Annotated in this window: 14 protein-coding genes; 10 read left to right on the plus strand and 4 right to left on the minus strand. The window is 68.1% G+C overall.

Annotation, left to right across the window (positions count from 1 at the left end):
* Window positions 1-17 precede the first annotated feature (17 nt).
* Entirely contained in the window at window positions 18-509 is a 492-nt protein-coding gene (locus tag ACZ54P_RS31130) for a CarD family transcriptional regulator (protein WP_005165253.1), read from the minus strand.
* 297 nt (window positions 510-806) lie between these two features.
* Here ACZ54P_RS31130 and ACZ54P_RS31135 point away from each other — a divergent pair, with 297 nt between their 5' ends.
* The 6 genes from ACZ54P_RS31135 (at window position 807) to ACZ54P_RS31160 (ending at window position 11,069) form a co-directional block, all read left to right on the plus strand.
* Window positions 807-1,526, plus strand: a complete 720-nt coding sequence (locus tag ACZ54P_RS31135; RefSeq protein ID WP_465465158.1) for a copper chaperone PCu(A)C domain-containing protein — start codon at window positions 807-809, stop codon at window positions 1,524-1,526.
* Window positions 1,527-2,058: 532 nt separating this feature from the next.
* The gene (radA, locus tag ACZ54P_RS31140; RefSeq protein ID WP_465465159.1) at window positions 2,059-3,417 is read left to right on the plus strand and encodes a DNA repair protein RadA; all 1,359 of its coding nucleotides are present in this window, start codon (window positions 2,059-2,061) and stop codon (window positions 3,415-3,417) included.
* Between the two features lie 272 nt (window positions 3,418-3,689).
* Complete coding sequence (locus ACZ54P_RS31145; protein WP_465465160.1) at window positions 3,690-4,730, plus strand: hypothetical protein; 1,041 nt, start codon at window positions 3,690-3,692, stop codon at window positions 4,728-4,730.
* Window positions 4,731-4,798: 68 nt separating this feature from the next.
* A complete protein-coding gene (locus ACZ54P_RS31150; RefSeq protein ID WP_465465161.1) occupies window positions 4,799-8,506 on the plus strand; it encodes an ALF repeat-containing protein in 3,708 nt (1,235 codons plus the stop codon).
* Window positions 8,507-8,508: 2 nt separating this feature from the next.
* Window positions 8,509-9,009, plus strand: coding sequence for a hypothetical protein (locus tag ACZ54P_RS31155; RefSeq protein ID WP_465465162.1), 501 nt, complete (start codon window positions 8,509-8,511; stop codon window positions 9,007-9,009).
* A 62-nt stretch (window positions 9,010-9,071) separates the two neighbouring features.
* Window positions 9,072-11,069, plus strand: coding sequence for an AbfB domain-containing protein (locus tag ACZ54P_RS31160; protein ID WP_465465163.1), 1,998 nt, complete (start codon window positions 9,072-9,074; stop codon window positions 11,067-11,069).
* A gap of 118 nt (window positions 11,070-11,187) precedes the next feature.
* On the opposite strand, the gene ACZ54P_RS31165 is transcribed toward ACZ54P_RS31160, so the two are convergent.
* A complete protein-coding gene (locus ACZ54P_RS31165) occupies window positions 11,188-12,315 on the minus strand; it encodes a CU044_5270 family protein (protein WP_465465164.1) in 1,128 nt (375 codons plus the stop codon).
* A gap of 10 nt (window positions 12,316-12,325) precedes the next feature.
* A complete protein-coding gene (locus tag ACZ54P_RS31170) occupies window positions 12,326-12,967 on the minus strand; it encodes an RNA polymerase sigma factor (RefSeq protein WP_465465165.1) in 642 nt (213 codons plus the stop codon).
* Window positions 12,968-13,130: 163 nt separating this feature from the next.
* Between ACZ54P_RS31170 and ACZ54P_RS31175 the strand changes: the two genes are divergently transcribed.
* From ACZ54P_RS31175 to ACZ54P_RS31190, 4 genes are all read left to right on the plus strand, one after another.
* A complete protein-coding gene (locus ACZ54P_RS31175; RefSeq protein ID WP_465465166.1) occupies window positions 13,131-13,796 on the plus strand; it encodes a C39 family peptidase in 666 nt (221 codons plus the stop codon).
* A 113-nt stretch (window positions 13,797-13,909) separates the two neighbouring features.
* Complete coding sequence (locus ACZ54P_RS31180; RefSeq protein ID WP_465465167.1) at window positions 13,910-14,866, plus strand: glycoside hydrolase family 6 protein; 957 nt, start codon at window positions 13,910-13,912, stop codon at window positions 14,864-14,866.
* A gap of 166 nt (window positions 14,867-15,032) precedes the next feature.
* The gene (locus ACZ54P_RS31185) at window positions 15,033-16,085 is read left to right on the plus strand and encodes a WD40/YVTN/BNR-like repeat-containing protein (RefSeq protein WP_465465168.1); all 1,053 of its coding nucleotides are present in this window, start codon (window positions 15,033-15,035) and stop codon (window positions 16,083-16,085) included.
* A complete protein-coding gene (locus ACZ54P_RS31190; protein ID WP_465465169.1) occupies window positions 16,086-16,358 on the plus strand; it encodes a MoaD/ThiS family protein in 273 nt (90 codons plus the stop codon). It abuts the gene before it with no gap.
* 81 nt (window positions 16,359-16,439) lie between these two features.
* Here the strand turns inward: ACZ54P_RS31190 and otsB are convergent, their stop codons facing one another.
* Window positions 16,440-18,968: a trehalose-phosphatase gene (gene otsB, locus ACZ54P_RS31195; RefSeq protein WP_465465170.1), complete on the minus strand. Its 2,529-nt coding sequence runs from the start codon at window positions 18,966-18,968 to the stop codon at window positions 16,440-16,442.
* Window positions 18,969-18,983: the final 15 nt, after the last annotated feature.

The following is an 18,983-nucleotide window of genomic DNA, read 5'->3' on the forward strand; positions in this document are numbered from 1 at the left end:
GCGGGACACCCGCAGGTTCAGACTGCCGCGGTTTCCAGAACTTCGTCGAGGAGGACTTCAGCCTTGTCCTCGTCGGTGCCCTCCGCGAGCGCGAGCTCGCTGACCAGAATTTGCCGCGCCTTCGCCAGCATGCGCTTCTCGCCGGCTGAAAGTCCGCGGTCCTTCTCTCGCCGCCAGAGGTCGCGCACCACTTCGGCCACCTTGTTCACATCGCCGGAGGCGAGCTTCTCGAGGTTGGCCTTGTACCGACGAGACCAGTTAGTGGGCTCTTCGGTGTGCGGAGCACGCAGAACGTCGAAAACCTTGTCCAGTCCTTCTTGCCCGACGACATCGCGAACGCCGACGATCTCGGCGTTGTCAGCGGGCACGCGAACCGTAAGATCCCCTTGCGCGACTTTGAGGACGAGGTACTTCTTCTCCTCGCCCTTGATCACGCGGGTTTCGATGGCTTCGATGAGTGCGGCACCGTGGTGCGGGTAGACGACGGTCTCTCCGACCTTGAAAACCATGTGTCCTCTGCCCCTTTCGCTGAATTCATCTTAGCACGTGCCGACGAAGCCCACCTAGTGGCCTGCGATCGTCGTCGCAGGTCAGCGGCCTGACGGTGGTCCGCCCGGGGGTTGACAAACTCAATTCGCCCATGCTCATGCAGGTGAGAAGCGAACGATTTCCAAATCCTTTGTGGACGGTTGATCTTGGGCACGTCACCGCATTGGTGGCGTGTCAACACGCACCGGGTTCTCCGCCCGCGAAGCCGCCCGGCTAGTCTTCGCGGTGAAGAGGCCGTGAGATGGAAGGACTCCGACGTGAGGCTGCAGAATCGTCGCGTGTTCGGCGCAGGTGTGCTGGCGCTCGGTGCCGCGCTCGTGCTCGCCGGCTGCGGTGCTGGTCAGATCACCCAGACCGACTCGCAGCAGCCCGCGGTCAACGGGACGTACGCGCAGGCGAAGGACCTGGTGCTGCGGAACGCCGCGCTTCAGTTCCCGGAAGAAGGCCAGGCGTACCCGGCCGGAGCCGCCGTGCCGCTGACGCTGACCATCGTGAACCAGGGCAAGCAGGACGACGAGCTCGTCTCGGTCACCTCCGACGTCGCCACCGGTGACGCCAAGATCTCGGGGGCCAAGGCCATCGTCTCGAGCCACGCGCTCGTGATCGGCCCGTCCGACGCGGTCGAGTCGACCAAGGAGGTCGCTCCGACGAGTGCCCCCTCCGCGCCGCCGTCCTCGGGAGCCCCGTCTTCCTCAGGAGCCCCGTCCTCCTCTGGCGCCCCGTCGTCGAGCGTCGCCGGGACGGTCACGCCGTCGGCCGGCCCGGAGCCGTCCAACACCCCGGACCAGGTGGGCAAGGCCACGGTCGTGCTGCAGGGCCTGAAGCAGCCGGTGTGGGCGGGCCAGACCATCAAGGTCACCTTCGTCTTCAAGAACTCCGGTTCCGTCACCGTGGACCTGCCGGTCGCGGCTCCGTCGCACCCGGGCAGCCGGGCACCCGCGCCGGAAAAGCCCAAGGCCGAGGGCGGCGGGCACTAAGTCTTTCGTAAGTACGTGAAGGCCCCCTTCATTGCGCTAGGCGCAATGAAGGGGGCCTTCACGTACTTACGTCGGTCCCAGGGGCGCGGCAAAGTCGGGATAGCGCGATGCTGGCCACCGACCGGGCTCTTTCTGCGCCTGACTCGCCCGAGGGTGGCGGTCCAGCGGACGGCGGGATCGACGACGGAGGATCCGGGATGTTGAGTGTCCCCGATCCTCCGTCGATCAACGTCAGGTCGGTCACGACCTCCGGCAGGCTTCGAGCGGGGAAGATTCCGGACGTTCAACGGCCGGAATCTTCCCCGATCACCCAGGTTGGCCTCGCGACGATGAAGGAATCGGGACACTCAACGTCCCGATTCCTTCATCGTCGATCTCGGCAAGCTCCATGCCGACATGGATACCCGAGTCGGCGCCCAGAAGCGCCTGATCCTGACTTTGTCGGGACCCTGGCGCTAGGCGCCTTGAAGGGGGCCTTCACGTACTTGCGTCGGTCCCGGGGTTTGTCGGTGGTGGCCGCTAGCCTCGCGGGGTGGTCAAGAAAGGCAGTACCTACCGGTGCGGTGAATGCGGGTACGAGGCGCCGAAGTGGGTCGGGCGCTGCCCGGAATGCCAGGCATGGGGGACGATCGAGGAGCGCGGTACCGCCCGTCCCGCGATAGCCAGGGTCGCGGCGGGCGCGCCCAGTGCCCCGGCGCGCCCGATCGGCGAGGTCGACGTGGAGACGGCTCGCGCCAAACCCACCGGCGTCTCCGAACTGGACCGCGTGCTCGGCGGCGGATTCGTGCCGGGCGCGGTCATCCTGCTCGCCGGTGAGCCCGGTGTCGGCAAGTCGACACTCCTGCTGGAGGTCGCCTACCAATGGGCGGCCACCGCCGGCCGCGCGCTGTACGTCACCGGTGAGGAGTCGGCGGGGCAGGTCCGGCTGCGGGCCGAACGCACCGGCAACGTCCACGACGAGATGTTCCTCGCCGCCGAGAGTGATCTCTCCGCCATCCTCGGCCACGTCGACGCCGTCAAACCCGGCGTCCTGATCGTCGACTCGGTCCAGACCATGGCGTCGCCTCAGGTGGAGGGTTCGCCGGGCGGGGTCACCCAGGTCCGCGCGGTCACCTCCGGGCTGGTCGCGCTGGCCAAGGAGCGCGGGCTGCCGATCGTGCTGGTCGGTCACGTGACGAAGGACGGCTCGGTCGCCGGGCCGCGGGTGCTGGAACATCTGGTCGACGTCGTCCTGCAGTTCGAGGGCGACAAACATTCGACGCTGCGGATGCTGCGCGGCATCAAGAACCGCTTCGGCGCCGCCGACGAGATCGGCTGCTTCGAACTGGTCGAGGAGGGCATCGTCGGGGTGCCCGACCCGTCCGGGCTGTTCCTGAGCCACACCGCCGAGCCGGTCGCGGGCACCGCCGTCACGGTGACCATGGAGGGCAAGCGGCCGCTGCTGGGGGAGGTGCAAGCACTCGTTTCGGCGACCCAGTCACCGCAGCCCCGGCGCGCGGTGAGCGGCCTCGACTCGGCGCGGGTGGCGATGGTGCTGGCCGTGGTCGAGAAGCGGGCCAACATCAAGGTCGGTGACAAGGACGTCTACGTCGCGACAGTCGGCGGCATGAAGATCACCGAGCCGGGGATCGACCTGGCGGTGGTGCTCGCCCTGATCTCGTCGGCGAGAGACACGCCCCTCTCGCCCAAACTCGTCGCGATGGGCGAGGTCGGGCTTTCCGGTGAGGTCCGGCGGGTGCCGAGCGTCACGCGGCGGCTCGCGGAGGCCGCCCGGCTCGGCTACACCTACGCGCTGGTGCCGCCGGACTCCGGCAAGATCCCGCCGGGGATCCGGGTACTCGAAGTGGCCGACGTCGGAAGCGCGCTCAACGCCGCCAAACACGCCCGCTAGTGATCGGGTGGACAGAATCCTGTCGTCTTCAGGACGACCGTCGGGATGGGGGTGTCTGCCCAAGCTTTCCGTAGATCCGTATGACGCAGTTGTGGCTGCGTCCAAAGCCGGAATCCGGCGCTGACAAGCCGGTGATCGCTCTTCGTGGTCGCCGCGTTACGCATTTGTCTAGACCTGTCCTGTGATCTTTCTCTGAGAGACGGCCTGTCTTCCGCCCCCATACGTTCAGTACGGCTACGGCACGGTGACCGTGGGTAAGAGGGGGATCATAGATGCGCAAGCATGCCTTGAGACGTGCGCTTTGCCTGATGTTCGTCGCGGTGCTGGCGATGTGGTCGAACCCTGTCGCCGCCGTCGCTTCGACGGCGGGCGATCGGGTCTGGGTGCAGTACTTGGCGAAGTCGGACCCGCGGTCGCCGGTACGTGTCGCTGCTTGGCAGACGCTGCTGTCGAGCGCTCCGGAGGCGGCTGTCGCGCAGTTCGTCGAGAGTGGCTACGACTACGCGGTAAAGCTTTCGGCTGAGCGAAAAGCTCGCAACATGGACTTCGCGAAGCGTGTTCTGGCGGCGTTCACCGCCGAGTTCGCGCCGGAGGTGCACAAGGCTGCTTCGTATGCGGTGAACAGCCGTGACGATGCGGATCGGGAGCGCTTCGCCAATGGCGGCTTCGAGGCCGCGAAGTTGCGTGACACCGCCGCGCGAGACGCTCAGGGTGAGCAAGCACGGGCGTTGGTGGAGGCGGATCGGGCCTTCGTGCGTGATCTGGCTGTGAACGATCCCGGCGCGCAGGTGCGGGCCAGTGCCGCGTATGCGACGCGGGTCGGTGCGAGCGATGGTGATCTCGTCGACTTCTTCGCGGCGGGTTGGGCGTTCGGTGCCCGGCTCGACGTCGAGACGCACCGGCAGCTCGGCGCGGACAACGACATGCGGTGGCGCGCGGCGCTCAATCGTCTTGTCGAGGAAGCGGCGGCCGCGGAGAAGGTCGCACGCGAGGCGTCGGAAGAGCTTGCCGAACAGGCAAAGGCCGCCGCTGTCCGCGCTTGGCAGGCCGTGGGTGAGCAGACGACGCCGGCCCGTTCCTATTGGGGTGACGCGCAGCGGCACGCCGAGCAGCAGGCCGCCAACTGGGCGGCGGTTTACGCGGCCGCGGTCGCCGCGTCCGGGCCGAACTGGGCCGCGATCGTCGCGCCCGCCGAGGCCGGTCAGTCCACTTGGGACGCCGAACGGGCCGCGGCCGCGCAGCAGGCCCAGTACTGGAACGACCTTTTACGGCAGGCGCGCGACGGTGAACAGCGCGTTCGCGCCGAAGGCTGATTGATTTCCGCCCTGCCTGATTCCGAATCCATATTGAGGGGGATGTTTTGGCGCGCGCACGAAGATTCTTGATCACGTTCCTGGTACTCGCCGTTTTCGCAGGTCTCGTCCAACCTGGTGTCGCGGTGGGTTCGCCGTCCGTGGGACTGATGGCCGAACCGCCACCGGTGAACACCGAGCCACGGCCGATGCCGGCGGATCCCTATCGGGAGTGGGACGGCGGGACGGGCGTTCCCGATTGGGGTGACCCGCGGCTGCGTCAGATCGTGGTCGACAACGCGGAACTCGCCGAGGACCAGGAGGTCCGGGAGGCCGCGGCCGCCGCTCTCGCCGTCGGGGGCACCGCGGCGATCATGGAGTTCTTGGACCGTGGTCTTTCCGCGGCGAAGGCCCGCGCGGCCGACCGCAAGGCAGCGGAAGCGCGGAAGAACCTGGCGGACGTCCAGGCCTTGCGCGGTACGGGCGGCCCCAATTTCAACGCTGAAGTCGAGCGGGTGCTCGCCGGGTCTGATTCCGATCGCAAGCTGTTCCTCGCTTACGGTGGGGACGTCGCCCGCCAGCGGGACGAGCAGGCCGCCAAGGGTGCGCAAGAGGCTGCGGCGGCGAACCGCGCGAAGCTGCAGGCCCTGCTCGGGGTGGCTGGCCCCGAGGTCAAGCGAGCCGCCCAGGCCGCGCTGGACGCTGGCGACGCGGCGGTCACGGAGTTCTTCAAGACCGGTTATCTGGTCGCGGCGAAGGCCGACGCCGAGGCACGCGAACAGTTCCTGAGGGATCAAGAAGCCAGGGAAAAGGCCGCGGAAGAGCTCTCGGACCTGGCGCAGAAGGCCGCGCGGGCGGCGCAGGCGCGACGGCTTCTTCTCGTGGCACATGGCAACGGGATCCGTGCGCTGGAGAAGTCCTCGAACGCGCTGATCTCGGCCGGTACGGAAGCACGTCGTGCCGCGCAGATCCTCGCCGCCAACACGGCGGGCGGGCAGCATCCGCCGAACGCGTTCGACGAGGTCAAGGCCGAGGTGGCCCGTCAGCTCGGCTATGCCAGGCAGGCCGCCACCGACGCGCAGGCGGCTTCCGCGTCCGCGCAGGTCCAAGCGACCGTCCTGGTCGACACCGGGTTGACCTACGGGGTCCAGTGGGCGCAGATGGCGGGTGCCATGGCCGAGGCCGCCCGCGCCGCGGTCGCCGCGTCCGAGACGGCTCAGCACGCCATCGACGCGACGGCGTTCACCGACCAGGCACGTGACGCGCAGGAGAAGGCCGAGCGTCACGCGGAAGAAGCGAAGAAGTGGCGTCTGCACGCCGAAGAACACGCCCGGACGGCCGCGCAGATCGCGGAAGCCGCTCGAGTGCAGGCAGACGCGGCGAAGGACGCCGCCTCGCGGACGAAGGCGGCCCGTCAAGCGGCCGAGGCCGCCGAGTCGCGGGCATGGCAGGCGGCGGAACGGACCCGCAACGCACGGATCACCGCCGAACGTGAGGCCGCGAACGCCGCGGCGGCGCGCGCCGTCGCCGAACGCGAGCGGGCAGCGGCCGCCAGCGCTCGCGGCAGGGCGGAGCAACAAGCCGCCGTCGCCAAGAGCGCCCGCCGCGAGGCGGACCGTCAGGCCGGGATCGCGGCGGACGCGCGCCGAGGGGCCGAGACCGCCGATGGACTCGCCGGGACGGCCGAAACCAACGCGAGGACCGAAGAGCGCCTGGCCGCCGAAGCAAGGGATCGTGCTTACGCGGCGGAACGGGACCAAAGAGCGGCAGAGGCTCGTGCTGCTGCTCTCGACGCCACCGCGGCGGCTGCTCGTGGTGGACAACACGCGGGTGCGGCGCAGTCCGCGGCGGACCAGGCGCGTGCCGACGCCGGTACGGCCAGGGGAGCGGCGGGTGCCGCTCGTAACTCGGCGAACATAGCGACCGGTGCCGCGGCAGGCGCGCGGGCAGCGGCGACGGACGCCACCAGGCACGCGGCTCGTGCCCGTGCGGCCGCCCAGCAGGCGGCGGCCGCCGCGGCGAGGGCGAACGCGGCCGCGAACACGGCGGAATCGGAGGCCGCGGCCACGCACGCGGCCGCGATGCAGGCCAACGCGGCCGCGTCCGACGCGACGTTCAACGAGACGAAGGCGGCCGAGGCCGCCCGTGCGGCGCAATCGCTCGCTCAGCAGGCCGCTGCGGAGGCCATGAACGCCCTGTGGTCGGCGCAGCGCACCAAGGCGGAGGCGGACGCCGCGGCGGCGGAGTCGGTTTCCGCGGCGACCCAAGCGGGTCTGGCGGTCCAGGCGGCGACAGCGGCCAGGGCTTCGTCGAAGGCGATCACCGATCCGGCGAACACCGCGATCACCGTCGCCGCCCCCTTCAGCGGCTCGGATCTCGACGCCGACTTCGTCCTGCTCGTGGCCAACCAGGCCAAGGCCGTCGGTGCCGAACAAGCCGCGGCCGCACAGAAGCGGGCCACCGAAGCCCTCGATGCCGCGCGGCTGGCGCAGGAAGCGGCCGACCGCGCTGCGGCCGAGGTCAAGCCCGCGTTCGCCGCGGCCGCCGCCGCCGCGAAATCGTCCGCCGCCGCCGCGAAGTCGGCTGCCGAAGCCCAGCAAGCGGCAGCGGACGCGGCCGTCGACGGGGCAGCGGCACGAGCGGCCGCCGCCAGAGCCAACGAGGCGGACGCACAGGCACGCGAAGACGCGCGCAGGGCCCGAGCCGCCGCGAACGCGGCGAACAACGACGCCGCGATCGCCGGTCGCAACGCCGCCGCGGCCGAACGCGACGCCACCGCCGCACGAGCCGCGGCAACCGCCGCCGAAGCCGACGCCACCGCCGCGCGAGGCGCGGCCGATCGAGCCGAGACAGACGCGACCGCCGCCGAGGCGGCGGCCGCCAGTGCTCAGACGCATGCCGACAACGCGGCGGAAGCGGCACGGAACGCACTGGCGAGCGCCGTCGACGCCGGGAAGGCTGCCGACCGGGCCGAGGAAGCGGCGAGGAAGGCGGCAGAGGAAAAGCGCAAGCAGCAAATCCAGGCAGGCGAAGCGGGGCCAGGGCTATCTCCTGAAGAGGAACAGGCGATGTTGGACTGGGGCGGGCAAGAGTTGCTCGATCAGTACCGGCAAGCCTTCGAGGACGCCAAGAAGAGTGTTATCGACTATATAATGGAGGTCGGCGGAGAGGTCCTGCTTAGTGTCCTGGGCATTGATGACGCTAAGCGTTGCTTCGGTGAAGGGGATGTCGCAGCCTGTCTGTGGACAGTGATCAATGTCGGGTCGCTGGTTTTACTGATAGCCAAGTTGCCGGCTGTCAGCGCCGCTGTCGCCAAGGTCATCGGTGGTCTGGTCAAGTTCCTGGAAGCGTCGTCCGCAGGTCGTCTCGTCCTCGACAAGAGTCGCAAACTCGCGAATATCTTCAAGAACGCTTGTGCTCCCACCGTCAAGTCGGCTGAAGCGCAATCACTGTCGGCCCAAGCGGCGGCCTGTAAGATCGAGCGGGTTTCGCCGGTCGACCGCGACTGGGTGGAGAAGGGTGCTCACGTCAAGCTGACCAATGGCCTCGAGGTCAGCGTCAAACCGGACGGTGTCGGCGGTATTATGGGCAAAACGATTCACCTTACCCACGGGGAAGCTACCCCCAATATGATCGCCGCGACCATCGAGGCGATCAAGAGTAACCCGAAGCTGCGAAACTACCTGATTGAGCAGGCGAAGTCCGCGCGAGAGAAGTTCAATTCGGGTGAGTTCGGAGACGTGGTGAACAGGGCGGCTGAGATGAATTTCCTCATCAAGGCGTTGGAGGCCATGTAGGCGTGCGAGACTTGGATTTTTTTGCTCAGGTCATCGCTACAGGCGATGTACTGGGTGTCACTGTGGCTTCGTCTCCGGAGGAATGGGAGGCAAAGCTGGGGAACCGCTACGTCGATGTCCGCGGTAAGGCGCTCATGCGCCGAGACTTCGGCTTGGTCGAAGTCTCTTTTCAACGAAAAGAGGGGATCTGGCGTTGTTACAGCGTGGCTGTTCAAGTTCATCGGCTCTCCAATGATCTGACCGGCATTGTTCCTGCTCCGTTAAAGGTGCGGTACGGTGATTTTGATCGTGCTGTCAAGTTCGCCGAGCTGGAGACATTATTGGCGCGACGGAACATTACTCTCACGCCCGAGGTCGACGAATCGACTTCTCATTACGAGCGCTTCGCCTTAACGAACTCGAACGTCCAGGTGACCGTCGTATCCCAGGTGGACGATCCTGAGATGGCCGGGCCGCAGGTAGGCCAAGTGTGGTCGATCCACCTTTCTCCAGAGCGTGGCTGATGTTTGAACAAGATTGAGGGGAAAATGTGAGAAAAAGACCCAGCGTACTTTCGCGAGTATTGGTGACGGCTACCGCGGCCGCCTTGATGGCAGGCCTTGCCGGAGTTCCCGCCGTTGCGGCCACGCCGGTGAACTCCCCGCCGGCGGCGGGGAAGGCGGCCGCGGCGGTGCCGGAGTCGTCGATGGAGGACAAGGTCCGGGCGGCCGCGGTGCTGGGGATCCTGGCCGGGGACGATTTGCTCATCCTGAACGATCGCAACTTCGTCATCGCTCTGTGGCGTCAGGCGAAGGGTGCGGAGGTGCGTGCGTCGGCCGAGCTGGCGTTCGCGGGGGCGGATCTCGAGTGCACGCAGTGGATCAAGACCGGTATCCACGAGGCGAAGAAGCGTGACGACACCAACGAGATCCGCGATACCGAGGTCGCGCGCCAAGCACGTGAATTGAAGCAGCGTGCCGCGGCGACGATCGGGATTATCCCTGAGGCGGAGCTGCTCATCCAGAGCTACAAGGACTTCGTCTACGTCCTGTGGCAGCGAGCGACCGGGCCCAAGGTGAAGGCCGCGGCGCTGGCGGCGTTCGGTGCCGATGAGGCCGCACAGAAGACTTTCCTGTCCACGGGCATCGTGACCGCGCACGCACAGGACCAGCAGGACAAGATCGATGCCGACAAGGAAGCCACCGAAGCCGAGAAGGCACGCTTGGCGGCCCGGAACGCGAAGGCCAACGCGGCTGCCGTGCTGGGGATCGTCGCGACCGAGAGTTTGCTCGTCCTGTCGGATGAGAATTTCGTCCGGGAGATCTGGAACCGGGCCGTGGCCGGGTCGGAAGTCGCCATCGCTGCCGAACGAGCCCTGCGTAGCAGCAATGCCGCGGACTGGAAGGCGTATATCGACACCGGGATCTATGCCGCGAACAGGCGGGATTTGGAGATCGCGCTGCAGAAGAAGGCCGATGCCGAGCGGAAGCGGTTGCAGGAGCTGAAGGTCCGGGCCGAAAACAGCGGGCTGCTTCCGACGCTTGTGTGGGCGGCGGGCAAGGCGCTGGCCGGGGATTACGAGGCTGTCGACCGTTTCCTGCGGATCGGTCAGTACGAGGACTGGGTGTTGAGGCAGGCGTTGCAGGCCGACACGCTGGGAGTGCGAGGATCCTACGTCCGCGGCCCGCACGGTGGTCAAGCCGTGATCGGCTTCGGTAACCCGGCGCCTCAGCCGGGTGAGGGCGCCGACGCGTCATGGAAGGTCGTTCCGGGGCTGGCGGATTTCGGGTGTTATTCCTTCGAGTCGGTGACCAAGCCGGGCAGTTACCTGCGCCAGCTCGACTTCAAGGTGCTCATCGCGCCCAACGACGGCACGGACCGGTTCCGCACCGACGCGACCTGGTGCAGCCGTACCGACTCCGGTGGCGTGACCCTGGAAGCGAAGGGAGCCCCTGGACGCTTCCTGCGCCACTACGGTGGCCAGTTGTGGGCGGCGAACAACAGCGGCGCGAACGTCTTCGACGCGCCTGCCTACTACGAAATCGACCGGTTCTGGCGTGTTCACGGCGAGAACCCGACCACCACCGCCATCCATCGTCGCTGGCTGAACGACGATCCCGTCCGCGCCCGCGTCGGCGACCCCATCGCGGACGAGAAGGTCGAGGGGGACATCCGCTACCGCGATTACCAGAAAGGTCGTCTGACCTGGACGGCGCCGACGGGGGTCAAGCAGATGGAAGGCACCATCCTCGCCAAGTACGTCCAGGTGGACGCACTGCGTCACTACGCATTCGGTGCCCCCACCACCGACGAAACCGGGACACCGGACAGAATCGGTCGTTACAACCATTTCGCCGGCGGCGGCTCCATCTACTGGACGTCCGCCACCGGAGCGCACCTGATCTACGGCTCGATCAAGGACCGCTGGCGTGCACTGGATTGGGAGCGGTCCTACCTGGGCTACCCCACCTCGGACGAGCTGGCCGTGACAGGCGGACGGTGCAGCAACTTCCAACGCGGCTCCATCCACCACAACTCCGTGACCGGGGTCACGACCGACAGGTCTACTCAGTGCGGCGCGTAGCCACCTGACCTGATCGAATGAACGCGGTGAACAGGACTTTCCTTCGAAGCCGGGGGAAGTCCTGTTCACCTTTGCGGCGCCGACGTCGAAAAGCGCTCAACGCCGCCGAACACGCGCGCTAGGGGCCGCCCCGATCGGTGATCACCACCGAGACCGACGTGTCGAACAGGGTCAGTCCCGGCCAGCCGTCGTCGTCGCCGGTGGACCGGGCGGCGCGGTTTCCGACGACCGCCGCCGTCGCCCGGTCGACGACGAACGTGCGCGTCTGGTCCGGCAACACGACCGAGAAGGACAACGCGGGCCGCGCGTCGGCGGTGGTCACGCTCTCCGTGGTGATGCCGGGCATTTTCGCGAGCGCTTTGCACAGCGCCACCCGCAGCGCACCGAAGCCCTGGGAGGAGCGAAGGACGTTGTAGGCCATCTCGAACATCTCGGTCGGCGAGTTCGGTTGTTCCGGTGAGCGCCCGTCCAGCCAGAGGCCGTCGTGGCGGAGTCGTTCGGACAGCTTCGTCGGGTCGGTCGGCAGTGCGGAAAGGAACTCCGTGGTGGGGTCCGTCCAACCGCTTTTGGATGGCAGCCGGTGCTGGGTCGTAGGCGGGGGCGATGGTGGCTCGGAGGTCGTGGCACGGGGTGGCGGCGGGGACGTGGTGGTGGTCCGCGGTGGCACGGCTTGTTCCGTGGTGGTCTGGGACGACGGGCCGGGAAGCGCCTCTCCCAAGGTCATCGCCGACTGGTAGTCGCCCTTGATCCAGCGGATTTCACCGGTTCTCGTGAACTGGGTCTTGGCAGGAGCCCTGGTGTGGGCAGGAAGCCAGCGTTCGAGGATCTCGTGGGTCTGGTAGACGAGCCCGGTCTTGGTGACATGGGTGGTCCAGGTGGACTCGGTGACGAGCCGGTACTGGTTTTCCCCGAGCGGGAAGTCGTCGCCGTGGAGGGCTTCGAGCGCGTCGTCGACCGGGGCGAGGGTCGAGTGGGCCGCGGTGTCCTGGCCGTTGTCGCCGGTCAAGACGTTCGTCGCGACGATCACCCCGCCGGACACCAGCGCGGCGGCGGCCGCGGCCGCGATCCAGCGCCACGAACCCGGTCGTTTCCGCACCGGTGACACGGACACGGGGAGGAGTTCGTCCTCGACGTCCCCGGCCGCGCGCAGGAGTGCCGCCCTGGCGCGGGTCAGTTCGTCCTGCCGGGTTTCCGGTCCGGCGTGGAGGTCGGCCAGCGCCTCGTCGAGTTCGGCGTCGGACCACACCTTCCTGATGCTACCGCCGTCCACGGCCGGGTGTCCCTTCTTCGCTCGAATCGTCCTCTGTGGACTCTTCTGTGACCTCTGGTGCGTTGGCGCGCAACCATCTTCGGATTCGGTGCAACCGGGACCTGACCGTTCCGGCGGGAATGCCCAGCGCCTCGGCGACCTCGCCGGGCTCCAGGCCGGCCCAGGAGACCAGCAGCAGGGTGTCGCGGTCCGCCACGCTCAGTTCGGCCAGCGCGCCCGCCAGCCGGGCCGCGCGGAGCTGCGCGTCGACCCGTTCGGCGACGCGGCCGTCATGCCCGGCCGAGACGCCGTGCTCGGCGGCCGCGAGCCGGGCCGTCGCGTTGAGCGCGCGGGTCTCGGTGCGGACGTGGTGCCGCAGCAGGTTCGTCGCGATGCCGTACAGCCAGGTTCGTGCGGTCCCGGCCTCCGGGCGGTACGTCTCCCGCCGCCGGAGCGCCACGAGGAAGGTCTCGGCGACGAGGTCGTGCGCGGTCTCGACGCCGACACGGCGCGCGAGATAGCGCTGCAGCGGGGCCGCGTGGGCGTCGAAGAGCATGCCGAAGACGGGCGCGGGGTCGGGACCGTCGAGATCCGGCCGGTCCGGCCCCCGCGAACCGGGCTGCTCGTGATCCTTTTTCATCACCTGCACGATCGCTCTTGCCCGATGACCCCTCCTGCGTTCATTCGACCCTACTTTCGTCGTGCGCCGATCGGGGAACGCCCAGGTAGGGGGCAGACAAGCGGGGCCCGAAACGCGAAGATCGACCTATCGGATATTCACCAACGAATATCCGAACTGGGGAAGGATTATCATGCGTCGACTCAGGACCGCGGTCGTCGCCGCGCTAGCGGTGTCCGCACTGATCACCGCGCCGGCGATGGCCGCCGCTCAAGACGATTATGTCGTGCCCGCGCCCGACTTCGTGAAATCGATGCCCGCGCCCGCCAAGGTGGAGGGTGTCCAGGCGGTAGCCGAGCTCAACATCCAGTACCAGGTCCAGCAGACCGGTTACTGGTGTGGACCGGCCGCCACCCGCATCGCCATCTCGGCCAAGAACGGCAACCCGCCGAGCCAGCAGCAGCTCGCGAACGAGCTGCCGACCACCACCAACGGCACCGACTGGATCGGGCAGGTCACCCGCGTCCTCAACAACCACGTCGGCGGCGGCTGGTACGAGACCAAAGAGATGCCGAACGACCCGCCGACCCAGGCGCAGCGCGACCTCCTGTGGCGCGACATCGTGCTGGACATCGGCAAGGGCTACGCGATCGTCGCGAATATCGTCGCCCCGGCGAACAACCACCCGCCGGGCTACCCGAACTACACGATCTACCACTACTTCACGATCATCGGCTACAACAGCGACAACATGACGGTGAAGATCGCCGACCCGGCCAACTTCGGCGGCAACCAGATCTACTGGCTCACCTTCAACCAGCTCGCCACCCTGATCCCGCCGAAGGGCTACTCGGCCTGACCCTCGATGCGTTTCGTCCTCTACTTGCGGTAGTTGCCAAGCGCAACTACCGCATTTAGAGGACGAAACGCGGGTTGTACGAATCTTGTACGGGAAGGCGCGAAGCTGCCGATATGCGCATCAAGACGCTCGGTCTGCTGGCCGCCTCAATGCTGGCCCTCATCGCCGCGCCGGCACAGGCCGCCGACGGCAACCCCCTTGAGAAGACCAACGGCTTCTACGTCGACCCGAACTCCAACCACGCCGTCTGGGTGAAGAACAACCCCGGCAGCACTGCCGACAAGATCAGGGCCGCCATCTCCACCAAGGCGGGCGCGCGCTGGTTCGGCAACTGGAGCGGGAACGTCAAGACCGCGGTCGACGGCTACACCTACGCCGCCGACGTCGCGGACAAGCTGCCGATCCTGGTCGCCTACAACATCCCCGGCCGCGACTGCGGCGGTCACTCCGGCGGCGGCGCCGGCAGTCCGGACGCCTACCGGACCTGGATCTCGAACTTCGCGGACGGCATCGGCGGTAAGCCCGCGGTCGTCGTCATCGAGCCGGACGCCCTCGCGCAGGTCGACTGCCTGCCCGTCGGTGAGCGCCAGACCCGCCTCGACCTGCTCAAGTACGCCGCCGAGCAGTTCGCCGCGAAGGCCCCGAACACCTGGGCCTACATGGACGGTGGCAACTCGACCTGGATCCCCGCCGCCACCATGGCCGACCGGCTCAACGCCGTCGGCGTGAAGTCGATCCGCGGCCTCGCGATCAACGTGTCGAACTACAAGACCACCACCGACTCGGCGAACTACGGCAAGGCCGTCAGCGCGGCGCTGTCGAGCAAGTACGGCTACACCAAGCCGTTCGTCATCGACACGAGCCGCAACGGCAACGGCCCGCTCGGTTCCGAGTGGTGCAACCCGGCCGGGCGTAAGCTCGGGGCGACCTCGCAGGTCGGCGGTGGCGCCGAGATGCTGCTCTGGGTCAAGGTGCCCGGCGACTCCGACGGCAAATGCGGGATCGCGCCGAACGTGGAAGCCGGTCAGTTCAGCCCCGACCTGGCCCTGCGCCTGATCAGCGGGACCTGACCCCACCGCAAGCCCGTCGCGCCGGCTGTTCGTCTGTGGCCTCGTTCTCCCGAGAAGACGAGTGTCACGACCCCTTGGACAGCAGCCGGCGCGACGTCTTCACGTGCTCCCCGAGGTACGGTGCTTGGTGACCTGAGTCACAGCATCGACCGAGGAGGCCGTCGTCGTGGAGTTCCAGCTGGGGATCGGAACAAGGAAGGGACTGTTCCTCGCCACAAGCGAGGACAGGGAGAACTGGGAACTCTCCACCCCGAAGTTCCCGATGGAAGCCGTGCGGGCGGTCGCGCTGACCCCGTCGCGGATCTACGCCGCGGCGGTCAACGAGCATTTCGGCCCGACGATCGCGACGTCCGGCGATTTCGGTGAGACCTGGTCGGAACCCGAGCACGCCCCGGTGGCCTTCCCCGCCGACACCGACACCGCGCTCGAAGGCATCTGGCAGATCGCGATCTCCGGCGACGTCATCTACGCGGGTGTCGAACCCTCCGCCCTGTTCCGGTCCGAAGACGGTGGCGAGACCTTCGAACTGGTGCGTGGGCTGTGGGAGCACGAGCACCGTCCACACTGGACTCCCGGTGGTGGCGGCCAGATGATCCACACGGTCCTGCCGCATCCCACGAATCCGGACCGCGTCACCGTCGCCATGTCGACCGGCGGTGTCTACCGCACCGAGGACGGCGGCAAGAGCTGGACGGCGTCGAATCGCGGCATCAGCGCGGGTTTCCTGCCGGACGAGGAACCCGAGTTCGGCCAGTGCGTGCACAAGGTGGCGATGCATCCGGCCCGGCCCGAGCGGTTCTTCCTGCAGAACCACGGCGGCGTCTACCGTAGCGACGACGACACGAGGACGTGGACGTCCATCGCCGACGGCCTGCCGAACGACTTCGGGTTCGCCATGGTCGTCCATCCGTCCAAACCGGACACCATCTACAACTTCCCTTTGGTGGCCGACGTTCTCCGCTTCCCGCCGGAGGGCCGCTGCCGGGTCTATCGCAGCGACGACGCGGGCGAGACCTGGACGGGGCTCGGAAACGGCTTGCCGGACAAGGGTTTCTACGCCGGTGTGCTCCGTGACGGGATGTGTGTCGACTCGCGGGACGGCGTCTACTTCGGCACGCGGTCCGGTGAAGTGTGGGCCAGTCCCGACGAGGGCGACACGTGGCATCAGGTGGCGGCGCATCTGCCGGACGTGCTGTGCGTGCGGGCCCAGGTGGTCTAGATGGTCCGCGTCCTGCTGCCGGCGATGTTGCGGCCGCTCGCCGGCGGGGCGGGGACGTTCGACGTCGACGCTCCGACGCTCAGCGCCGTACTGGACTCACTCGGTGCCGAGTTCCCCGCGCTGGAACGCCGCCTGCGTGACGAAACCGGCGCACTGCGGCGCTACGTGAACTTCTATGTGGACGGTGAGGAGTGCCGTCGGCTCGACGGCGCCAAGACCTCGCTCGCCGACGCGAAGGAAGTGCAGATCATCCCGTCGGTCGCCGGTGGCTGAGTCCGTTGTCGGTGCCGAGTGTCATGAGGGGTCCCCATAGGACGAAATCTGTCCTATGAGGACCCCTCATGACACGGGGGCTTAGCGGGAAAGCAGGTTCGCGCAGCGGATCAGCCCGATGTGCGAGTACGCCTGCGGGTGGTTGCCCAGCGAGCGCTCCGCGATCGGGTCGAACTGCTCGGGCAGCAGGCCGGTCGGGCCGGCGGCGTCGACGATCTGCGTGAACAGCTCCTCGGCCTCGGTGCGCCGCCCGGTGAGCAGGTACGCCTCGATGAGCCAAGCCGCGCAGATGTGGAAGCCGCCTTCACCGCCGGGAAGTCCGTCGTCGCGGCGGTAGCGGTACACAGTGGACCCGCTGCGCAGCTCCGCCTCGATCGCGGTCACCGTCGACTGGAATCGCGGGTCGCCCGGGTCGATCAGCCCGGTCAGCCCGACGAACAGCGACGCGGCGTCGAGGTCGGTGCCGTCGTAGGCGGTGGTGAAGGCCTGGACCTCGTCGTTCCAGCCCTTCTCCAGTACATCCGTGGCGATCTCGTCGCGCAGCGACGGCCACGCGCCCGGCACCTCGCGGCCGTAGACCTCGCCCAGCTTGATCGCCCGGTCGATGGTCACCCAGCACATCACCCGCGAGTACACCCGGTGACGCGGCACGTGCCGCTCCTCCCAGATGCCGTGGTCCGGCTCGTTCCAGCGCCGCGTGACGGCCTCGGCCATCGCGCGCACCATCTGCCAGTCCTCGTCGCGGAGTTCGCCGCGCGCCTCGGCCAGCGTCTGCACGAGTTCGACGACGGGGCCGAAGACGTCCAGCTGCACCTGGTGGTTCGCCAGGTTGCCGACGCGGACCGGCCGCGAACCGGCGTATCCGGGCAGCGACTCGATGACCGCCTCGGCGCCGATCACGCTGCCCGCCAAGGTGTACAGCGGGTGCAGCCGTTCCGGACCGGCCAAGGTCGACAGCACGCCGTGCAGCCAGCGGAGGTAGCCCTCCGCCTCCTCGATCGAGCCGAGGTGGACCAGCTCACGCACGGTCATGGCCGCGTCACGGATCCAGCAGTAGCGGTAGTCCCAGTTACGGACGCCGCCGATCTCCTCCGGTAGCGACGACGTCGCCGCCGCGAGCACGCCGCCGGTGTCGGTGTTGACCAGCCCGCGCAACGTCAGCGCGGAGCGGCCGACCAGGTCGGTCTGCACGCTGGGCAGCTTGAGCGTCTGCGCCCAGGTGCTCCAGTAGTCGCCCGCGCGGGCGCGCCGCTCCACTTCGGACAGTTCGTGCGGGCCGAGGTCCGTGGTGCCGCAGCGCAGTTCGAGCACCACCGGCTTCTCCGGGCTGGGGGTCACCAGCGCCGTCGCGGTGTCGTTCATGCCGTCGGAGGTGATCTCCCACTCCACGCCAGGTGAGCGCAGCGCGAACGGCTCGGAAGTGCCCTGCACCAGGATCCCGTCGCCCTGTGCGACCAGTTTCACCGGCACGCCGCCGAATTCGGGGCGCGGCGCGAACACGATCTCCGCCGCCGCCTCGCCCGAGATCACCCGGACGAGGTCCGTGCGGTGGGCGGGGCTTTCCGGCTCGATGTAGTCGGTGACGAGCAGCCGCGACCAGCGGGTCTCCACCGTCATGGTGTTCGGCAGGTACCGCTGCCCGAGCGGGAGGCCGTTGCGGTGCGGCTTGATCGAGAAGTGGCCGGCGGCGGCACCGCCGAGCAGGTCCGCGAAGATCGCGGGCGCGTCGGGGCCGGGGTGGCACAGCCAGGTCAGCCGGGCGTCCGGCGTGACCAGTGCCACCGAACGCTCGTTGGCCAGCATCGACAGCCGCTCGATCGGCGGGGCCTGCTCGCCGTAGAGCCAGTTCCGCCGCTCTTCGAGCAGGAAGGCGAGCACCAGCGCGACGTCGACGGTGTCCGGGACCCGGTACTGAGCGAGACTTTCGCCGTCGCCGACCTTGACCCCGAGGTCCGGCCCGGAGATCCGGGCGAATGCCTTCTCGTCGGTGACGTCGTCGCCGAGGAAGACCGCCGCGGTCGCGCCGACCTGATGCCGCAGGGTGTCCAGTGCGCGGCCTTTGTCCGTTTGGACGACCGCGAGCTCCACGACCTCCTTGCCGTCGGTCGTGGACACGCCCTCCCACTGCGAAGGTCCATTGTGGACTTCGCGCAGCACGCGGCGGCCCGCCTTGTGCTCGGCGCGGCGGACGTGCACCGCGATGCTCGCGGGCTTGACCTCGAGCGAGACGCCCGGCACGTCGAGCACCAGGTTTTCCAGCTCGGCCTCAAGCCGTCTGTGCAGCTCCCGGGCCTTGTCGTCGAGCGCGTGGATGAAGCCGATGTCGAACTCGGACCCGTGGCTGCCGACCAGGTTCACCTCGGCCGGGAGACGGGACAGGGTGGCGAGATCGCGCAAGGCGCGGCCGGAGATGACCGCGGTGGTCGTCTCGTGCAGGCCGGCCAGCGACCTGAGCGCGCCTACCGATTCGGGCAGCGGCCGGGCTTCGTCCGGATTGGCCGTGATCGGAGCCAGCGTGCCGTCGTAGTCGCAGGCGACCAGCAGCCGCGGCGTGCGCGCGACCTGGACAATCGCGCGCCTCAGCTCGGCGGGCAGTGCCTCGGCGGTCAACGATTTCTCCTCGGG

This window comes from Amycolatopsis sp. NPDC034160, assembly GCF_055575355.1.